Below are 14,730 nucleotides of genomic sequence, written 5' to 3' on the forward strand. Positions count from 1 at the left end.
AGATCAGGCCTGTTGCAGCTCGGGCTGTGGCTCGGAACGGCGACTCGCCCAGCGCAGCGCCAGCGGCCCAATCACAAGCAATAGGCCCATCAGCGCGAACGCCGCCCACCAGCCCACCAACTGTTCGTCGCCCAACGCATCGAGCACCATGCCGAACAGCAGCGGCCCGAGAAACGCGCCGGTAAAGCCGGTGCAGGAATACAGCGCCATGACAGCTCCGCGGTGACTGGTCGGCGCCACCGCCACCAGCCCGGCAGTCAATGCCGCCGAGTCGGCCGTCACCGTGACGCTGTAGCACACGATGAGCACCAGCAGCGCCCAGAACGGTAGCGCCGCGCCGAGCCCGAGCAGGCAGGCGAGCACCGCCGAAATCAGCATTACTGCGACCAGCCAGCGCTGCCGGCCAAAGCGGATCGCCATTTCGTTGCCGATGATGCTCGCTGGCATGCCGATCAGCGTTGCGATCATCGCCACCCAGGTTCCGCTCAGCCAGGGCGACTGGCCCTGCCAATCGCCGGCAAACACGATGAAGGCCACCAGCCAGGCGCGGAAGGCGAACAGCTCTAGGTTGTGCATAGCATAGGCCAGGCAATAGGCGATGACGGGACGGCTGGTCAACGGCGCCAGGTCCAGCAGGCGCCGCGGCTCGTGCGCGGTAACCGGCTTGGGCGGCAGGCCGCGCCAAACCATCACCCAGGCAAACAGCGCGCAGCCCCCGCTGAGCAGCGCCGGCAACTGCCAGCCGCCGAGCGCGGCGAGCTCACCGGCAAGCAGGAAAGACAGCGCCGTGCCGAGGCCGAAGCTTGCCGTGTAGAAGGCGATGGCGCGCGATTGCGCCGGCCCCTCAATCCGTTCGGACAGGGCCTTGAGTCCCGGCATGTAGGTGCCGGCCAGGCCGACCCCTGCCAATACGCGCCAGAGCAGCGCCGACCAGAAGTCATCGGCCAGCACGAAGCCTGCGCTGGCGAACGCCGTCAGCAGCATGGCCCAAAGGTAGATCAGCCGCGCGTCGTGACGATCGGTCAGCCCAGTCAGGACCGGCACCGCGAGCATGTAGCCAAGAAAGAAGCCACCACCGATCCAGCCCGCTTCGGTGTTGTCCAGGTCCCAGAGTGACTGAAACTCGGGCAGCAGCGCGGCGAACAGCGCGAAGCCTGCCATGCCCAGGGTTTCTGCGATGCACATCACCAGAGTGAGGCGGCGCGCGGCTTGGCTCGGCTGGGAGGCCGGCAGCGGTGAGGCATCGATCGAATTCATACGGCATCCATCTTGATGGCGACGCTCTCTGCAGGAAGCGGGGCCAGCGTGTTCAGAGAGATTGGCCGTCGGCGGCCAGGCTGACTCCAGCTGGCAGCGCGTCGGGATGATCCAGCAACCAGGCGTCCAAATTGTGGCCGATATGGGTTAGCACGGCCTGGTCCGGTTGCAGCTCGGCGATCACCGCCAGCGCACGGGTCAGATCGTTATGGTTCTGCGGCGCCTCTTGCGGCGGGCTCGAACAGTCCAGCACCAGCAGGTCGAGTGGGCGCTGGCGCAGCACAGTTAGGCTGACGTCGGGCACGCCAAGGGTGTCGGTGAGATAGGCGATGCGCCGCCCCATGCCCTCGAACAGATAGCCCAGGGTCGGCTTCGAATGATTGAGCGGCAACGCAGTGACGCTCAGCTCACCCAGCTCACGTCGCTCCAGCGCGGCGAACGGCTGGGAAAAATCCAGAATACCGGGATGCTTGTAGAGATCGGCCAGCCCCTCGGGGTCCTGCGGGCCATGCACTGGAATCCGCAGCCCGAGCCCCCAGCGCAGGTGCAACAGGCCCTGGGCGTGATCGGCGTGGTAATGGGTTTGCAGAATGCCGCTGAGGCTGCCCGGCGCGAAACGCTCGGTCAGATCGGTGAGGCCGCTGTCGACCAGCCAGCGCTGCGAGCCGCATTCGATCAATGCGCAGCAGGGTCCGCGACGCCAGGTCAAATCGGCGCGAGCCCGGCAACAGGCGACGCAATCGCAGTTGTATACCGGTACCTGACGGGCGTTGCCGCTGCCGAGAATGATCAGGCGCATGCGCGACCCCGTTCGATCAGCTGCAGCAGGCGCTGCATGGTTTCTTCCAGCGGCCCGGAGTTGTCCAATACCAGCGCCTCGCCCTGCCCCGCTGTCTGAAACTGGTCGTTGCGGGCCAGCCGTGCGTCTATTTCCTCGAGCGATTCACGCCCCCGTGCCAGCAACCGCTGACGCAGCACCGGCAGCGACACCGTGAGCAGGACCGCCTGCAGTTGCGGATAACGCCGGCGCGCCTCGGCCAGATAGGCGCGTGAGCCATTGACCAGAACATCCTGTCCCGCCGACAGCCAATCGTCGATCTCCCGGGAAATGCCGTAGTGCAAGCCATTGGCCCGCCAGTGCAGGGCGAAGGCGCCGGTCGCTCGCAACTGCTCGAACTCCGCCTCGCTCACCGCCAGGGCATCCTCCCCCACCGCCTCGGCGGATCGGGTGATGACGCGCCGGGCGATCCGGCACCCACGCGCCTGCAGCGGCTCGCTGGCCGCTTGTAACAGGCTGTCCTTGCCTGAGCCGGAAGGCCCCATCAGATAGATCAGTCGTCCCGTCATCCGTCCCTTCATTAAAAGACCCTTCTGCCTTGCCGCCATACCTGTCGGACCACCGGCTGGCCATGCCTGTCGCTCGCCTGCAGCAGATCCGCACGCAGACCGACGCGGATTTCGCCACGGTCGTCCAGGCCCGCTGCCTGAGCCGGCGCCAGGCTGACCGCGGCGATGGCCTTCGGCAAGTCATAGTCGTTGCCCAGCGCCGAGAGCATAAACGCAGCTTGCAGCAGGCTGGCCGGATAGTAATCGCTGGAAAGGATATCCAGCACGCCGCGCCGCGCCAGATCAGCCGCGGCAATATTGCCCGAATGCGAGCCGCCACGAACGATGTTCGGCGCGCCCATCAGCACCTTGAGCCCATGCACATGGCTGGCCTCGGCCGCTTCGAAGGTGGTGGGGAATTCAGCAATGGCCATGCCGAAGCCGGCCGACTCCGTTACGTGGGCCAGCGTCGCGTCATCGTGGCTGGCCAGGGCCAAACCGCGGGCCTGACATATCTCGACGATGGCGCGGCGCTGCTGATCGCTGTACTGCCTGGAGTTGGCGGTTTGCTGGTCGCTGAACGCATCCATCTCCGCCTCGTTGAGGTGGTACTTGCCCATGTAGTACTCGCGGTACTTCTCCGTCTGGGCGAACTGGCGCTGGCCGGGCGAGTGGTCCATGACCGACACCAATTGCACCAGCGGGTGCTCCACCAGATCGCGAAACACCGGCAATGCATCCGGATGGCATACCTCGCAGCGCAGGTGCAGACGATGGTCGGCGCGGGTGTCGCCGGCGGCCTCCGCCTCGGCGATAGCATCGAGCATCGCCGGCAACTGCTGCATGCGCTTGCCGCGCGGGTTGATGTCGCCGATGGACAACGCATCGAACACGCTGGTGATCCCGGCGGCAACAATCTGCGCATCGTGGGTCAGCACCGCCGAGGCCGAAGGCCAGTCGACCCCGGGACGCGGCGTCATGTGCTTTTCCAGATTGTCGGTGTGCAGCTCGACCAGCCCTGGCATCAGGTAGTCACCGTTCAGGTCCTGAGCCTGTGGCAGCTGGCTGCGGCCCTCGCTCACATCCGCGATCAGGCCGTCACGGATCACCAGCGTGCCGTCGATCACCCGGTCGGCCATGACGATCCGCGCGTTGCTCAGTATCAGTTCAGCAGGCATGGCGATGCTCCTCGGCAGTCATGTCCAGGTAGCGGTCGGCGACCGCCTCGCGTATGGCACGGTCATGGAAGATGCCGATCAGCGCGGCCCCGGCGGCCTTGGCTTCGGCGATCAACTCCAGCACCACCCGGCAGTTGACCTCGTCGAGCGAGGCGGTTGGTTCGTCCAGCAACAGCACCGGCCACTGCACCATGAAGCCGCGCGCCAGGTTCACACGCTGCTGCTCACCACCGGAAAAGGTGCCGGGTGCCAATTGCCAGAGCCGCTTGGGGATGTTCAGCCGGGTCAGCAGGCTTTCCGCTCGGGCCTGAGCTTCCTGCCGGCTCCAGCCTCGCGCCAGCGCCGGTGCCATCACCACTTCAAGGCAAGGCACCCGTGGAATCACCCGCAGAAACTGGCTGACATAGCCGAGGCTTTCTCGGCGTACCGACAGCATCTGTCGGGGCTCGGCACCGACCAGCTCCAGTGGTTCGCTGCGATGGCGCAGGCGGATGCTGCCGGTGGCCAAGTAGTTGCCGTACAGGCAGCGCAACAGGGTGGATTTGCCGGCACCGGAGCGTCCGTGGAGCACCAGGCACTCTCCAGGGGCCACGGTAAAGCTCACCTCATGCAACACGTCGAGCGTTACGCCGTGCTGCTGGTGAAGGGTGAAGGACTTGCGCAGGTCCCTGACCTCAATCGGGTTGTTCATGAGCGATCACCGAGAATGGACTGAATAGATAGCGGCGAGATGGTCTGCGATAGCCGATCAACCCCACTCATGGCTGCAACACCGAAGACACCAGCAGCTGCGAATAAGGGTGCTGCGGGTCGTCGAGAATCTGGTCAGTGAGGCCGGTTTCCACCACCCGTGAACGGCGCATGACCATCAACCGATCGGCCAGCAGCCGCGCCACGGCGAGGTCGTGGGTGACGATCACCACCGCCAGGTCCAGCTCATGCACCAGCCCGCGCAACAGGTCGAGCAGACGCGCCTGCACCGAAACATCGAGACCGCCGGTGGGTTCGTCCATGAACACCAGACGCGGTCCGGAAACCAGGTTGCGGGCGATCTGCAGGCGCTGCTGCATGCCGCCTGAGAAGGTGCGCGGCAGGTCATCGATGCGCGCCGGGTCGATCTCCACCTGGCTCAGCCAGTCCAGCCCGGCCTGGCGCAACTGACCGTAGTGGCGCTGCCCCTGGGCCATCAGACGCTCGCCAATGTTGGCGCCGGCCGAAACGCCCATGCGCAGGCCATCGCGCGGATTCTGCTCGACGAAGCCCCATTCGGTGCGCAACAGGCTGCGACGCTCCGCCTCGCTGGCGGCGTAGAGGTCGAGCCAAGCGCCATCCCGGCCGCGGTAGCTCACCGAACCCCGGTCTGGCGGGCAGCGCCCGGACAGCAGGCTGAGCAGCGTGGATTTGCCGGAGCCGGACTCACCGACGATCCCCAGTACCTCACCGGGATAGAGATCGAAGTCGACGCCCTGGCAGCCGGTGTCCGGCCCATACAGGCGAGTCAGCCCGCGTACCGACAGCAATGGCTGGTCGAGGCGGCTGGCAGGTTGTTGCAGATCGAGCGCGGCGTTCATTCGGCGGCCTCCTGGGCGTCGCGGCGTTGCGTGCAGTAGTCGGTATCGGAGCAGACGAAGCGCTTGGTGCCGGCGTCGTCGACGATGAGCTCGTCGAGGTAGGAGCTGTCGCTGCCGCAGAAAGCGCAACAGTGATCCCACGCCTGGATCGCGAAGGGGTGATCCTCGAAATCCAGGCTGCGCACGTCGGTGTACGGCGGCAGCGCATAAAGGCGCTTCTCGCGGCCGGCACCGAACAGCATCAGCGCCGGGCTCATGTCCAGTTTCGGATTGTCGAATTTGGGAATCGGCGAGGGATCCATCACGTAGCGACCGTCCACCGTCACCGGATAGGCGTAGCTGGTGGCGATATGGCCGAAGGTGGCGATGTCCTCGTAGAGCTTGACGTGCATGACCCCGTAGTCCTCCAGGGCGTGCATGGTCCGCGTCTCGCTTTCCGAGGGTTCGATGAAGCGCAGCGGCTCCGGGATTGGCACCTGGAAGACCATGATCTGGTCGTTGCGCAGCGGCGTTTCCGGGATTCGGTGGCGGGTCTGAATCAGCGTTGCTTCCGGCGTGCGGGTGGTGGTGGCGACGCCCGCCGTGCGTGCAAAGAAGCGGCGGATCGACACCGCGTTCGTGGTGTCGTCGGCGCCTTGGTCGATCACCTTGAGCACGTCCTCGGCGCCGAGGATGGCGGCAGTCAGCTGCATGCCGCCGGTACCCCAGCCGTAGGGCAGCGGCATTTCGCGACCACCGAAGGGCACTTGGTAACCCGGAATCGCCACGGCCTTGAGCAGGCCACGGCGGATCATGCGTTTGGTCTGTTCGTCGAGATAGGCGAAGTTGTAGCCCTGTTCCGTCGCGCCGGGCTGACGTTCAGTGACAGTCATGTTCATGCGCGGCGCTCCTCGGCGTTGGCTTCGGGCTGGGCCGTAACGGTCTCCTCGACCGGTGCACGGCGCAGCTTGCGAATCAGCTCCAGTTCGGACTGGAAGTCGACGTAATGGGGCAGCTTGAGGTGCGAAACGAAGCCACCGGCCTCGACGTTGTCGCAGTGCATCAGGACGAACTCTTCCTGCTGCGCCGGGCCCTGCACCGTCTCGCCGTACTCGGCGCCACGCAGCGCGCGGTCGACCAGGGCCATGCCCATCGCCTTGCGTTCGGCGTAACCGAAGGCCAGCCCGTAGCCGCGGGTGAACTGCGGGTTGACGCCCTGCCCGCCGACGAACTGGTTGACCATCTCGCACTCGGTCACTTCGATGTCCCCCAGCGGTACGGCGAAGCCCAGCTCCGGCGGCTCCATCCAGACCTCAACCTGACCGATACGGATTTCACCGGCGAAGGGATGATTACGGCCATAGCCGCGCTGAGTCGAATAGCCCAGCGCCAGCAGAAAGCCCTCATCGCCTCGGGCCAGCGCTTGCAGCCGTTGGGCGCGATCGCTGGGGAATTCCAGAGGCTCGCGGGTGATATCCGGCACGGCCTGATCGCCGCCGCGCTCGGGTTTCATCAAGCCTTCCTTGGCGAGCAGGTCGAGCACTCGCGGGCAGGCTGCCAGCGTCGCTTGCGGGTCGCTCTCCGGGCCGGGATGTTCGCCTTCGGCCAGTAGGCTGAAGTCGAGCAGACGATGGCTGTAGTCGAAGGTCGGGCCGAGCAGCTGGCCACCCGGCAGATCCTTGAAGGTCGCCGAGATGCGGCGGTTCGGGCGCATCTCAGCGGTTTCCAGCGGCACGCTGTTGCCAAAGCGCGGCAGCGTGGTGCGATAGGCGCGCAGCAGGAAGATCGCTTCGAGCAGATCGCCAGCCGCCTGTTTGATCGCCAGCGCAGCCAGTTCCTCATCGAACAGCGAGCCTTCGGCCATGACCCGCGCCACCGCCAAGGGCAGTTGCTGGCGAATCTGGTTGACGCTCAATTCGGGCAAGGCGGTGTCGCCGCGGCGCTTTTTCGCCAGCAGGCGGTGAGCATTGTCGATGGCCTGTTCGCCACCTTTGACGGCTACATACATCAGGCGACCTCCTCTATCGATGGCGCGATGCGGGTGCTGCGGGGCAAGCCGAGCACGGTCTGGTCGGCGGCGAAGAACAGGTCCAGCCCGCGGGGGAAATCATTGCGGGCGGCGCGCTGCTGCCAGAACGCGGCCGGCACCGGCAGGCTCACCTCGCGCTGGCCGAGAATGCCGGGGCCGCTCCAGCTCAACGTCGAGCCACTGTCGAGGCCATCGAGCTGGACCAGCAGCGTGCAGGACTGGTCGGGGAAACGTTCGCTACCCGTGCAGAAACCGGACAGGTCATCCAGCGCCTGCGCGTCGAGCAATGCGAACTCGGCCGTTTCGCGCTCAGCAACGATCGGGCACCCACAATGAAATGCCAGGTTGGTGCGCACCGTCGGCGTATCGAAGGCGGGCGCCAGCCACAACCGCGTCTCGCCATCGAGCAGGCTCAGGCACAAGGCGTAAGTCGCCGACGCCAGCGGATCGAGGGCCGGAACAGCAATCAGCGGCTGCGCCAGGCCGGGCTCGGCGAGGGCCTTGAGCGCGGCGCGGAAAATACGCTGGCTGTCCAGCACCTGATCATCGAGTGCCGCGTGCAACAGGTTTGCGCTCATCAGTCCTCTCCTCTCACCAGGGTGAAGAATTCCACTTTGCTGCTGGCCGTCTCGGCGTCCTGCGCGGCGCGGCGGGTTGCCTGTGCAGCCGCCAGCGGTGCGATCAGTTGCTGCTGCCAGCGCGCCTGATCGCGCCCCTGCAAATGCGCGTCGGCCAGCGCGGCCAGTTCGGCGTGACGCTTGTCGCGCCCGGCCACGTAGCTGTAACCGGTGCGGCCGTCGCCCAGACGCACGACGCAGCGGGTCACACTCATCTCGCCCAGGTTGAACGCGGCGCCAGTGCCGCCCATGCGACCGCGGACCAGGGTCATGCCGATCTCCGGCGCCCGCACCATTTGGTACTCGATGTCCTTGAGTGCAGCCTCGTAGCGCGTCAGCTCATCACCGGCACGGGCAAGCACGCCCATCCAGCGCTGGCGAGTGGCTATTTCTGGGGTCATGCGCGTCTCCATCAGGTAGCGACCTGGTACTGGAAGCGGTCGGCTCGGCTGGTCGATAACGACAGCTCCACCGGCCGCCCGGCCAGGTCATGGGAAAGGGTGAGTACGGTCAGCAGCGGCGCATGGCGCGGCATCAGCAATTGGTCGGCCTCATTGGGCGTGGGCAGCCGTGCGCCAATCAAGCTAAAGGCGCGGCTCAGCGGCAGTTCGCGCTCGGCCAAGTAATGGCGCAGCGAGCCGCCGTTGTATTCGGCCAGTAGCGACTGGCGGCTGGCACAGAAACGGTGGCGAATCAGACTCACCGGCTGCTCGTCGAGCAGACGCAGGGTGTGCAGCTCCAGCAGCGACGCGCCTTCGTCCAACTTGAGGTGTTCGGTTTCTTCGACGGTGGCCGGACGCAGTTGGCGCTGCAGCAGGCGAGCCTGGACGCCGAGCCCCTGCGCCGACAACGACTCGCTGTAAGCGCTGCCCGCCGCCAGCGGGTAGATCAACGGCCGCTCCAGTACCCGTGTGCTTCTGCCCTGCTGGCGCAGCACCCGGCCCTCGCTGACCAGTTCGTCGATGGCGCGGCGCAGCGTGTGTCGATTCACCGCGAAACGTGTCGCCAGCTGAACCTCGCCGGGCAGCTGGTCGCCCGGCTGCAGATGACGCAATTCATCGCGCAGCTGGGCGGCCAGTTGCAGGTATCGCGGCTGCGGTTGTCTAGACATGTGCATGGCTAAAAAAAGACGCGCGCGGCGTCCCTCTCCGGTCAGATGAACAATTTGCGCAAGCGCTGGGAAACGATGTCGATCACGCTCACCACCGCCACGATGACGATCAGCAAGGCGCAGGTCTGGCCGAACTGGAAGCCGCGAATGGCTTCCCAGAGGATCACCCCGATGCCGCCGGCACCGACCATCCCCACCACTGTTGCCGAGCGCACGTTGGATTCGAAGCGATACAGCGCGTAGGAAATCCACAGCGGCAGCACCTGCGGAATGACGCCGAAGATGACTTCCTGCAGGGCGCTGGCGCCAGTGGCCCGCACACCCTCTACCGGGCCCGGCTCGATGGCCTCCACCGCTTCGGCAAAGAGCTTGGCGAGCACGCCGGTGGTGCCGACGAACAGCGCCAGCACACCAGCGAACGGCCCGAGACCAACCGCGACGACGAAGAGCATGGCGAAGACCATTTCATTGATCGAACGGCAGGCGTCCATCACGCGCCGGACCGGCTGATAGACCCACCAGGGCACGATGTTCTCGGCGCAGAGAATGCCCAGCGGGATCGCGCAGAGGATCGCCAGCACCGTGCCCCAGAGGGCGATCTGCACGGTGACGATCATCTCCGTCAGGTACAGCTCCCAGTTGCTGAAGTCCGGCGGAAAGAAGTCAGCGGCGAAGGTCGCCATATTGCCGCCGTCGCGGATCAGCGCCAGCGGATTCATTTCGGCGCCTTGCCAGGACCAGCCCAGCACTGCCAGGAACAGCCCCCAGCCAATCAGCTTGAACCACGAGCGTTTCTGCGGTGCAGCAACGGCGGTATGTGCGGTAAGAGAAGTCATGGTTGCTCCGGCAAACAGAAGTCGGCCGCCGTTCACGCGGCGGCCAGCGGATCAGCCCGCCGTGGCGGCTGCGGTTTTCTGCTCGATCTCAGCCATGCGCTGCTCAAGCGCCGCAAGCTGGGCGTCCAGCTCCTTTAGTTGAGCCTGCTTGTCGCTTTCGTCGAGCTTGCTGTTGTTGGCAACTTCGCTGCGCTGCTTGAACAGCTCCAACTGGCGAATCGGTAGCAGCTGATCGTCATCGGAGGCGCGGAACTTGCCCCACTGCAGGTCAGCCAACACGTCCTTCTCGCCGGGCTTGTCACCGTAGGTCATGAAGAATTCGCGGATGCCGGCCTTGGTCGCTTCCGGCAGATTCTTGCGCCAGACCATGGGATCGGCAGGGATCAACGGCGAGGTCCAGATGACCTTGAGCTGAGCGGCCTTCTCCGGCGCGGTCAATTCCAGGCGCTCCATGCCTTCGTTGTTGAAGGTGCCAACGTCGACCTGCTTGTTGGCCACCGACAGGGCGTTCACTTCGTGGCTGCCGTTGAGCGAGCGCTTGAAGATCTTGTTGGCGTCCACCTTGTTCTTGGCAAAGACGTAATAGCCCGGCACCAGATAGCCCGAGGTGGAGTTCGGATCGCCGTTGGCGAAGGTCAGGTTGGCGGCGTCCTTGAGCATGTCGTCGACGGAGTCGATGGGGCTGCCCTTGTGCGCTACCAGCAGGCTGTAATAGCCCTGAGCGCCATTGGAGGCGACGGTTTGAGCGAAGATCTCGCCGCCGGCGCGGTCCACGGCTTCCATTGCGGACTTGTTGCCGTACCAGGCCAGATCGACCTTATCGAAGCGCATGCCCTGGATGATGCCGGCGTAATCCGGTGCGAAGAACGCGTTGATCTTCATCCCGGTGCGCTCGCTCATGGCGGCGAGGAACGGGTCCCAGACAGCTCGCAGATTCTGCGACGACTCGGTGGAAATGATGCCGAAGTTCAGTTCCTTGCCATCATCCGCGTGGGCGCCGCCCAGCAGCGAGCCGGTCAGCAAGGCAGAGGCGGCAAGGACGCGGCCAATACGATTGAACATGGAAAAGCTCCTGTCAGAGATAGACGCTTTGGTTGGCATGACGTGGGATCAAGGGAAGTGGTGCTCAGGCCTTGGCCAGGCTCAGCGTGCGGAGCTGTGCAGGCGCCGCTGCGGCAGGCGAGCGGGCCTGATCGGAAAACAGAAGATTGGCGTCTAGATCAGCGCCGTAGAGATCGTTGAGAAAGCGGCCATCGAGGTCGGCACAAGCGCCGTCGTAATGGATGCGGCCATCCTTGAGTGCCACCGCTCGGCGGCAGTAACGCAGCGCGTAATCAACTTGATGCAAGGTCACCACCACGGTTTTGCCGTCGCGTCGGTTGATGTCAGCCAGGATGTCCATGACCTTGCGAGCGGATTCAGGGTCGAGCGAGGCGATCGGCTCGTCCGCCAGGATCACCTCGGCCTGCTGAGTCAGCGCCCGGGCGATGGCGACCCGCTGCTGCTGACCGCCAGAGAGTGTGGAAGCGCGCTGCTCGGCACGATGTGCTAGCCCCACACGCTCCAGCGCCGCCAGCGCCTGCTGCTTCTGCTCGGCGGTGAACATGCCCAGAGAGCCGCGCCAGCGCGGCATGCGGCCAAGAAAGCCCAGCAGCACGTTGTCCAGCACGCTGAGGCGGCTGACCAAGTTGAACTGTTGGAAGATGTAGCCGATGTCCGCGCGCAACCGCCTCACGTCGGCGTTCAGGCGTCCCGCCGACTGCACTTCACGACCGAGCACCTGGATGTTGCCACCACTGCGATCACAGCAGGCCAGGCCGGCGATGTGCCGCAGCAGTGTGGACTTGCCGGAACCGGACGCGCCGATCAGCGCCACCATCTCGCCCGGCTGCACGGACAGCGCCAGATCATGCAGGGCACGCTTGCCTGCGAAAGTCTTGTTCAGACTGTCGACACGGATAACTGCACTCATGGACCGTCTCCCTCATCGAGAACGACGGCAGCCCCTTGTTGGCCGCCGTCTGATGAGGCATGACCTTAGGGCCGGCTAATGTCGCTTCGGTGAACGGTCTATGACGGTTTGATGACTTGTCTAAACAGGCGAGACGGGCTTCGGAACTCGCCTGCCGAAGCACGCCGTCTAGCCCGCGGCGCGGCGTCGACTGGCCGTTCGCCGCCTATTTCGGGATGCCATTCACCTGATCGCCGATACCAGCCCGGTGCTGACTAAACCAACCCTGATTGACCTCAAGCGCATAACGCGCCGGCTCGCGCGAGCAGCGGATCGCTGTGCTCAACGGCTCCAGATCGATCACATCGACGATGCGCCCCTGCTCATCCATAAAGGCAGCCGTCAGCGGCAGCGGCGTGTTCTTCATCCACAGGCAGTGACGGCGAAAGTCGTCGAAGCGAAACAGCATGCCGCGGTTTGCCGCCAGCTCGGTGCGCTCCATCAGACCGCGTTCGCGCTCGGCTGCTGAACGGGCGTATTCGGCCTGAAGCCGTGCATCGCCCACACGCAGATCGAGTAGAGGTTCGGCGCTGGCAAACGAGGGCAGCAGCATCAACGACAGCAAGGCGGCACGCATATGAATGGCTCCAGGCAGGTTCATCAATGAGCCGCTCCGTGCGGGTCCGTCGCAGCTGGCTGCGAGCCATGCAGCGAACGCACCAGCGGCCCGACCGTCAGGCCCTGCAAAAGAATCGAGACCAGTACGACGATATAGGTGAGGCTCAGCAACAGATCCCGTTCCTCTCCCAGCGGCAACGACAGCGCGAGCGCCACCGAGACGCCACCACGCAGGCCGCCCCAGGACAGGATGCGGATGGTGCCGCGGGTGATCTGCCGATCCGTGATGCCGTAAATTTTACGCAGCGTGACGATCATCGGTGCCACGGTAAGCACGCGCGATAGCAGCACCGCGCCGCCCAGCAGCATCGCCGCCACCGCGTGCAGCCAGCCAAACGGCAGGATCAGCAGTTCGAGACCGATAAGCGCGAACAGCAACGCATTGAGGATTTCGTCGATCAGTTCCCAGAAACCATCAACGTAACGCCGCGTGCTGTCGCTCATCGCCTTCTTGCGGCCCTGATTACCAATGATCAGGCCGGCCACCGCCATGACGATAGGCGCCGAAACGTGCAGATGAGTCGCCAGCGCCGAGCCGCCGAACACCAGCGCCAGGGTCAGCATCACGGATGGCTGATGCTCATCGACCTTGCTCAGCAGATAGAACACACCGAAGCCCAGCACGACCCCCAGCACGATGCCGCCGACCGCCTCCTTGGCGAAGAGCAGGCCGAAGTCGGCAAGGCTCGGTTCCTGGCCAAGGCTCAACACGCCCAGCAGAATGCTGAACAGCACCACCGCGGTGCCGTCATTGAACAGCGATTCGCCAACTATGGTGGTCTGTAGCGGTTTCGGCGCGCCGCTAGTCTTGAGGATGCCCATCGCCGCGATCGGATCGGTCGGGGAGATAAGCGCACCGAACAGCAGGCAATAGATGAACTCGATGTGCCAGCCGAACAGCCCGAAAATATTGAACGCGAGCCAACCCACCACCAGGGTGGAAAACAGCACGCCACCGGTGGCCAGGATGCCAATGGGCCATTTGTAGCTGCGCAGGTCGTCGAGGTTGACGTGCAAGGCGCCGGCGAACAGCAGTGCCGGCAGAAACCAGGTCATCAGTACGGCGGAGAAATCGATCTGCTTGACGATCTGCTGCATTTCGGTTTCAAGCACCGGATAGCCCAACGCCGAGAAACCCAGCGCGATAAGCGACAGGACTAGCGCTGTCAGCATCACCCCGATGGTTGGCGGCAGCTTGATGAAGCGGTAATTGACGTAAGTAAAGAAGGTCGTCAGCGCAATGAACGCCGCCGCTAGGTCGAGCATCGGAAAACTCCAGCCAGTTCGTAGCGGGCCATCTTAGCGATTCGCCGGGCAGTTACGCGGGCGTCAGTCGATTTCGACAATCGGCTGCTCGGCTTGCTGAGTGCCAGCGTCGGTCCCGTAGCGCTTCTGACAACGCTCACAATAGAAGGCGCGGCGCTTGCTTCGCCCCAGCTCCTTGGCTTTGACGAAAGGGATTTTGCAGCGCGGACAGGTCGTTTTCGTATGTGCTAGCCAGTGCGCTTTGAGCGTGCCCTCGCGCTTCCACTGGAGAAATTCGAAGCTGTAAGTCCGAACCTCTCGCGCCAGTTCTCGCAGCTTCGCCGCCGGCAGATCGCCGATCAGCGACAGCGGATGAATGCGGGTGCGAAAAAGCACTTCGTTTTTGATGATGTTGCCCGAGCCCGAGAACAGCGTTTGATCCAACAGCGCATCGCAAGCCAGTAGTTGGGGCCGCCCACGCAACTTCTTCAGGGCCGCGCGTCCATCCCAGGCGTCGCTCATGACATCTGCACTCCAGTCGTAGGCGTCGTCCAACAGGCCTTCGATGGGCTGCACCGAGCATCCGTAGAAATTCAGCTCGCCGTTGGCGAACCCCAGACTCAGGCGCGGCGCGGATTCCTTGCGCTCGTTGATTCGATAACTGCCGAACAACAGCAAATGGATGCGCAGAGAAACGTCGTCCAGCTCGATCAGAAAGTGCTTGCCCCAGCTGCGAAACGATCGCACCGTTTGGCCGACCAGCCGCACCTTATCGAGCTTGGAATTGCCCTCGGCACGTTCGATGACCTGGCCGGTGAACACGTCGGCCTGTTCGCGAAGAATGACGATCGATGGACCTTCGGGCATGGCGATATCGCTTCGGCAGGGGCGTTATGGATATCGACTTGGATCAGTCGCGAAGGTGCGGCCGGTCATCGGGGCTTCGCGAGCA

17 protein-coding genes are annotated in these 14,730 nt (G+C 64.4%); all 17 read right to left on the bottom strand.

Features of this window, described 5'->3' with window-relative positions:
• Positions 1–3: 3 nt before the first annotated feature.
• Entirely contained in the window at positions 4–1,257 is a 1,254-nt protein-coding gene (locus tag GYM54_RS09835) for a nitrate/nitrite transporter (protein WP_197445858.1), read from the bottom strand.
• Positions 1,258–1,309: 52 nt separating this feature from the next.
• Complete coding sequence (gene phnP, locus GYM54_RS09840; RefSeq protein WP_197445859.1) at positions 1,310–2,056, bottom strand: phosphonate metabolism protein PhnP; 747 nt, start codon at positions 2,054–2,056, stop codon at positions 1,310–1,312.
• Positions 2,047–2,604, bottom strand: coding sequence for a phosphonate metabolism protein/1,5-bisphosphokinase (PRPP-forming) PhnN (phnN, locus tag GYM54_RS09845; protein WP_197445860.1), 558 nt, complete (start codon positions 2,602–2,604; stop codon positions 2,047–2,049). Before phnN ends, phnP begins: the two co-directional genes overlap by 10 nt.
• Before the next feature lie 11 nt (positions 2,605–2,615).
• On the bottom strand, positions 2,616–3,761 hold the full coding sequence (locus GYM54_RS09850; RefSeq protein ID WP_197445861.1) for an alpha-D-ribose 1-methylphosphonate 5-triphosphate diphosphatase: 1,146 nt from the start codon (positions 3,759–3,761) through the stop codon (positions 2,616–2,618).
• Complete coding sequence (gene phnL / locus GYM54_RS09855; RefSeq protein WP_197445862.1) at positions 3,751–4,452, bottom strand: phosphonate C-P lyase system protein PhnL; 702 nt, start codon at positions 4,450–4,452, stop codon at positions 3,751–3,753. Before phnL ends, GYM54_RS09850 begins: the two co-directional genes overlap by 11 nt.
• A 67-nt stretch (positions 4,453–4,519) precedes the next feature.
• Entirely contained in the window at positions 4,520–5,332 is an 813-nt protein-coding gene (phnK, locus tag GYM54_RS09860) for a phosphonate C-P lyase system protein PhnK (protein ID WP_131650907.1), read from the bottom strand.
• Complete coding sequence (locus GYM54_RS09865) at positions 5,329–6,204, bottom strand: alpha-D-ribose 1-methylphosphonate 5-phosphate C-P-lyase PhnJ (RefSeq protein WP_197445878.1); 876 nt, start codon at positions 6,202–6,204, stop codon at positions 5,329–5,331. The genes phnK and GYM54_RS09865 overlap by 4 nt, the downstream gene beginning before the upstream one ends.
• A gap of 2 nt (positions 6,205–6,206) precedes the next feature.
• The gene (locus GYM54_RS09870) at positions 6,207–7,319 is read right to left on the bottom strand and encodes a carbon-phosphorus lyase complex subunit PhnI (RefSeq protein ID WP_197445863.1); all 1,113 of its coding nucleotides are present in this window, start codon (positions 7,317–7,319) and stop codon (positions 6,207–6,209) included.
• Positions 7,319–7,918: a phosphonate C-P lyase system protein PhnH gene (phnH, locus tag GYM54_RS09875; protein ID WP_197445864.1), complete on the bottom strand. Its 600-nt coding sequence runs from the start codon at positions 7,916–7,918 to the stop codon at positions 7,319–7,321. The genes GYM54_RS09870 and phnH overlap by 1 nt, the downstream gene beginning before the upstream one ends.
• Positions 7,918–8,370 carry a phosphonate C-P lyase system protein PhnG gene (phnG, locus tag GYM54_RS09880; protein ID WP_131650910.1) on the bottom strand — a complete coding sequence of 151 codons (453 nt, stop codon included), beginning with the start codon at positions 8,368–8,370 and terminating at the stop codon, positions 7,918–7,920. The genes phnH and phnG overlap by 1 nt, the downstream gene beginning before the upstream one ends.
• Positions 8,370–9,074: a phosphonate metabolism transcriptional regulator PhnF gene (gene phnF / locus GYM54_RS09885; protein ID WP_131650911.1), complete on the bottom strand. Its 705-nt coding sequence runs from the start codon at positions 9,072–9,074 to the stop codon at positions 8,370–8,372. The genes phnG and phnF overlap by 1 nt, the downstream gene beginning before the upstream one ends.
• 35 nt (positions 9,075–9,109) lie before the next feature.
• Positions 9,110–9,904, bottom strand: a complete 795-nt coding sequence (gene phnE, locus GYM54_RS09890; protein ID WP_197445865.1) for a phosphonate ABC transporter, permease protein PhnE — start codon at positions 9,902–9,904, stop codon at positions 9,110–9,112.
• Between the two features lie 51 nt (positions 9,905–9,955).
• Positions 9,956–10,966 (bottom strand): phosphonate ABC transporter substrate-binding protein, encoded by a 1,011-nt coding sequence (gene phnD / locus GYM54_RS09895; RefSeq protein ID WP_197445866.1) that lies wholly within the window; start codon positions 10,964–10,966, stop codon positions 9,956–9,958.
• Between the two features lie 64 nt (positions 10,967–11,030).
• Entirely contained in the window at positions 11,031–11,876 is an 846-nt protein-coding gene (gene phnC / locus GYM54_RS09900) for a phosphonate ABC transporter ATP-binding protein (RefSeq protein ID WP_197445867.1), read from the bottom strand.
• 205 nt (positions 11,877–12,081) lie between these two features.
• A complete protein-coding gene (locus GYM54_RS09905) occupies positions 12,082–12,492 on the bottom strand; it encodes a DUF192 domain-containing protein (protein WP_197445879.1) in 411 nt (136 codons plus the stop codon).
• A 23-nt stretch (positions 12,493–12,515) separates the two neighbouring features.
• Positions 12,516–13,799, bottom strand: coding sequence for a sodium:proton antiporter (locus GYM54_RS09910; RefSeq protein WP_197445868.1), 1,284 nt, complete (start codon positions 13,797–13,799; stop codon positions 12,516–12,518).
• 63 nt (positions 13,800–13,862) lie between these two features.
• Positions 13,863–14,645, bottom strand: coding sequence for a DNA-formamidopyrimidine glycosylase family protein (locus GYM54_RS09915; protein WP_197445869.1), 783 nt, complete (start codon positions 14,643–14,645; stop codon positions 13,863–13,865).
• Positions 14,646–14,730 lie beyond the last annotated feature (85 nt).

The sequence above is a fragment of the Pseudomonas sp. MTM4 genome (genome assembly GCF_019355055.1).
In the GTDB taxonomy this organism is placed as follows: domain Bacteria; phylum Pseudomonadota; class Gammaproteobacteria; order Pseudomonadales; family Pseudomonadaceae; genus Stutzerimonas.

Coding starts and splice junctions, on each gene's coding strand:
- GYM54_RS09835 (WP_197445858.1), bottom strand. CDS start 1,257: ATGAATTCGATCGATGCCTCACCGCTGCCGGCCTCCCAGCCGAGCCAA.
- phnP (WP_197445859.1), bottom strand. CDS start 2,056: ATGCGCCTGATCATTCTCGGCAGCGGCAACGCCCGTCAGGTACCGGTA.
- phnN (WP_197445860.1), bottom strand. CDS start 2,604: ATGACGGGACGACTGATCTATCTGATGGGGCCTTCCGGCTCAGGCAAG.
- GYM54_RS09850 (WP_197445861.1), bottom strand. CDS start 3,761: ATGCCTGCTGAACTGATACTGAGCAACGCGCGGATCGTCATGGCCGAC.
- phnL (WP_197445862.1), bottom strand. CDS start 4,452: ATGAACAACCCGATTGAGGTCAGGGACCTGCGCAAGTCCTTCACCCTT.
- phnK (WP_131650907.1), bottom strand. CDS start 5,332: ATGAACGCCGCGCTCGATCTGCAACAACCTGCCAGCCGCCTCGACCAG.
- GYM54_RS09865 (WP_197445878.1), bottom strand. CDS start 6,204: ATGACTGTCACTGAACGTCAGCCCGGCGCGACGGAACAGGGCTACAAC.
- GYM54_RS09870 (WP_197445863.1), bottom strand. CDS start 7,319: ATGTATGTAGCCGTCAAAGGTGGCGAACAGGCCATCGACAATGCTCAC.
- phnH (WP_197445864.1), bottom strand. CDS start 7,918: ATGAGCGCAAACCTGTTGCACGCGGCACTCGATGATCAGGTGCTGGAC.
- phnG (WP_131650910.1), bottom strand. CDS start 8,370: ATGGAGACGCGCATGACCCCAGAAATAGCCACTCGCCAGCGCTGGATG.
- phnF (WP_131650911.1), bottom strand. CDS start 9,074: ATGCACATGTCTAGACAACCGCAGCCGCGATACCTGCAACTGGCCGCC.
- phnE (WP_197445865.1), bottom strand. CDS start 9,904: ATGACTTCTCTTACCGCACATACCGCCGTTGCTGCACCGCAGAAACGC.
- phnD (WP_197445866.1), bottom strand. CDS start 10,966: ATGTTCAATCGTATTGGCCGCGTCCTTGCCGCCTCTGCCTTGCTGACC.
- phnC (WP_197445867.1), bottom strand. CDS start 11,876: ATGAGTGCAGTTATCCGTGTCGACAGTCTGAACAAGACTTTCGCAGGC.
- GYM54_RS09905 (WP_197445879.1), bottom strand. CDS start 12,492: ATGCGTGCCGCCTTGCTGTCGTTGATGCTGCTGCCCTCGTTTGCCAGC.
- GYM54_RS09910 (WP_197445868.1), bottom strand. CDS start 13,799: ATGCTCGACCTAGCGGCGGCGTTCATTGCGCTGACGACCTTCTTTACT.
- GYM54_RS09915 (WP_197445869.1), bottom strand. CDS start 14,645: ATGCCCGAAGGTCCATCGATCGTCATTCTTCGCGAACAGGCCGACGTG.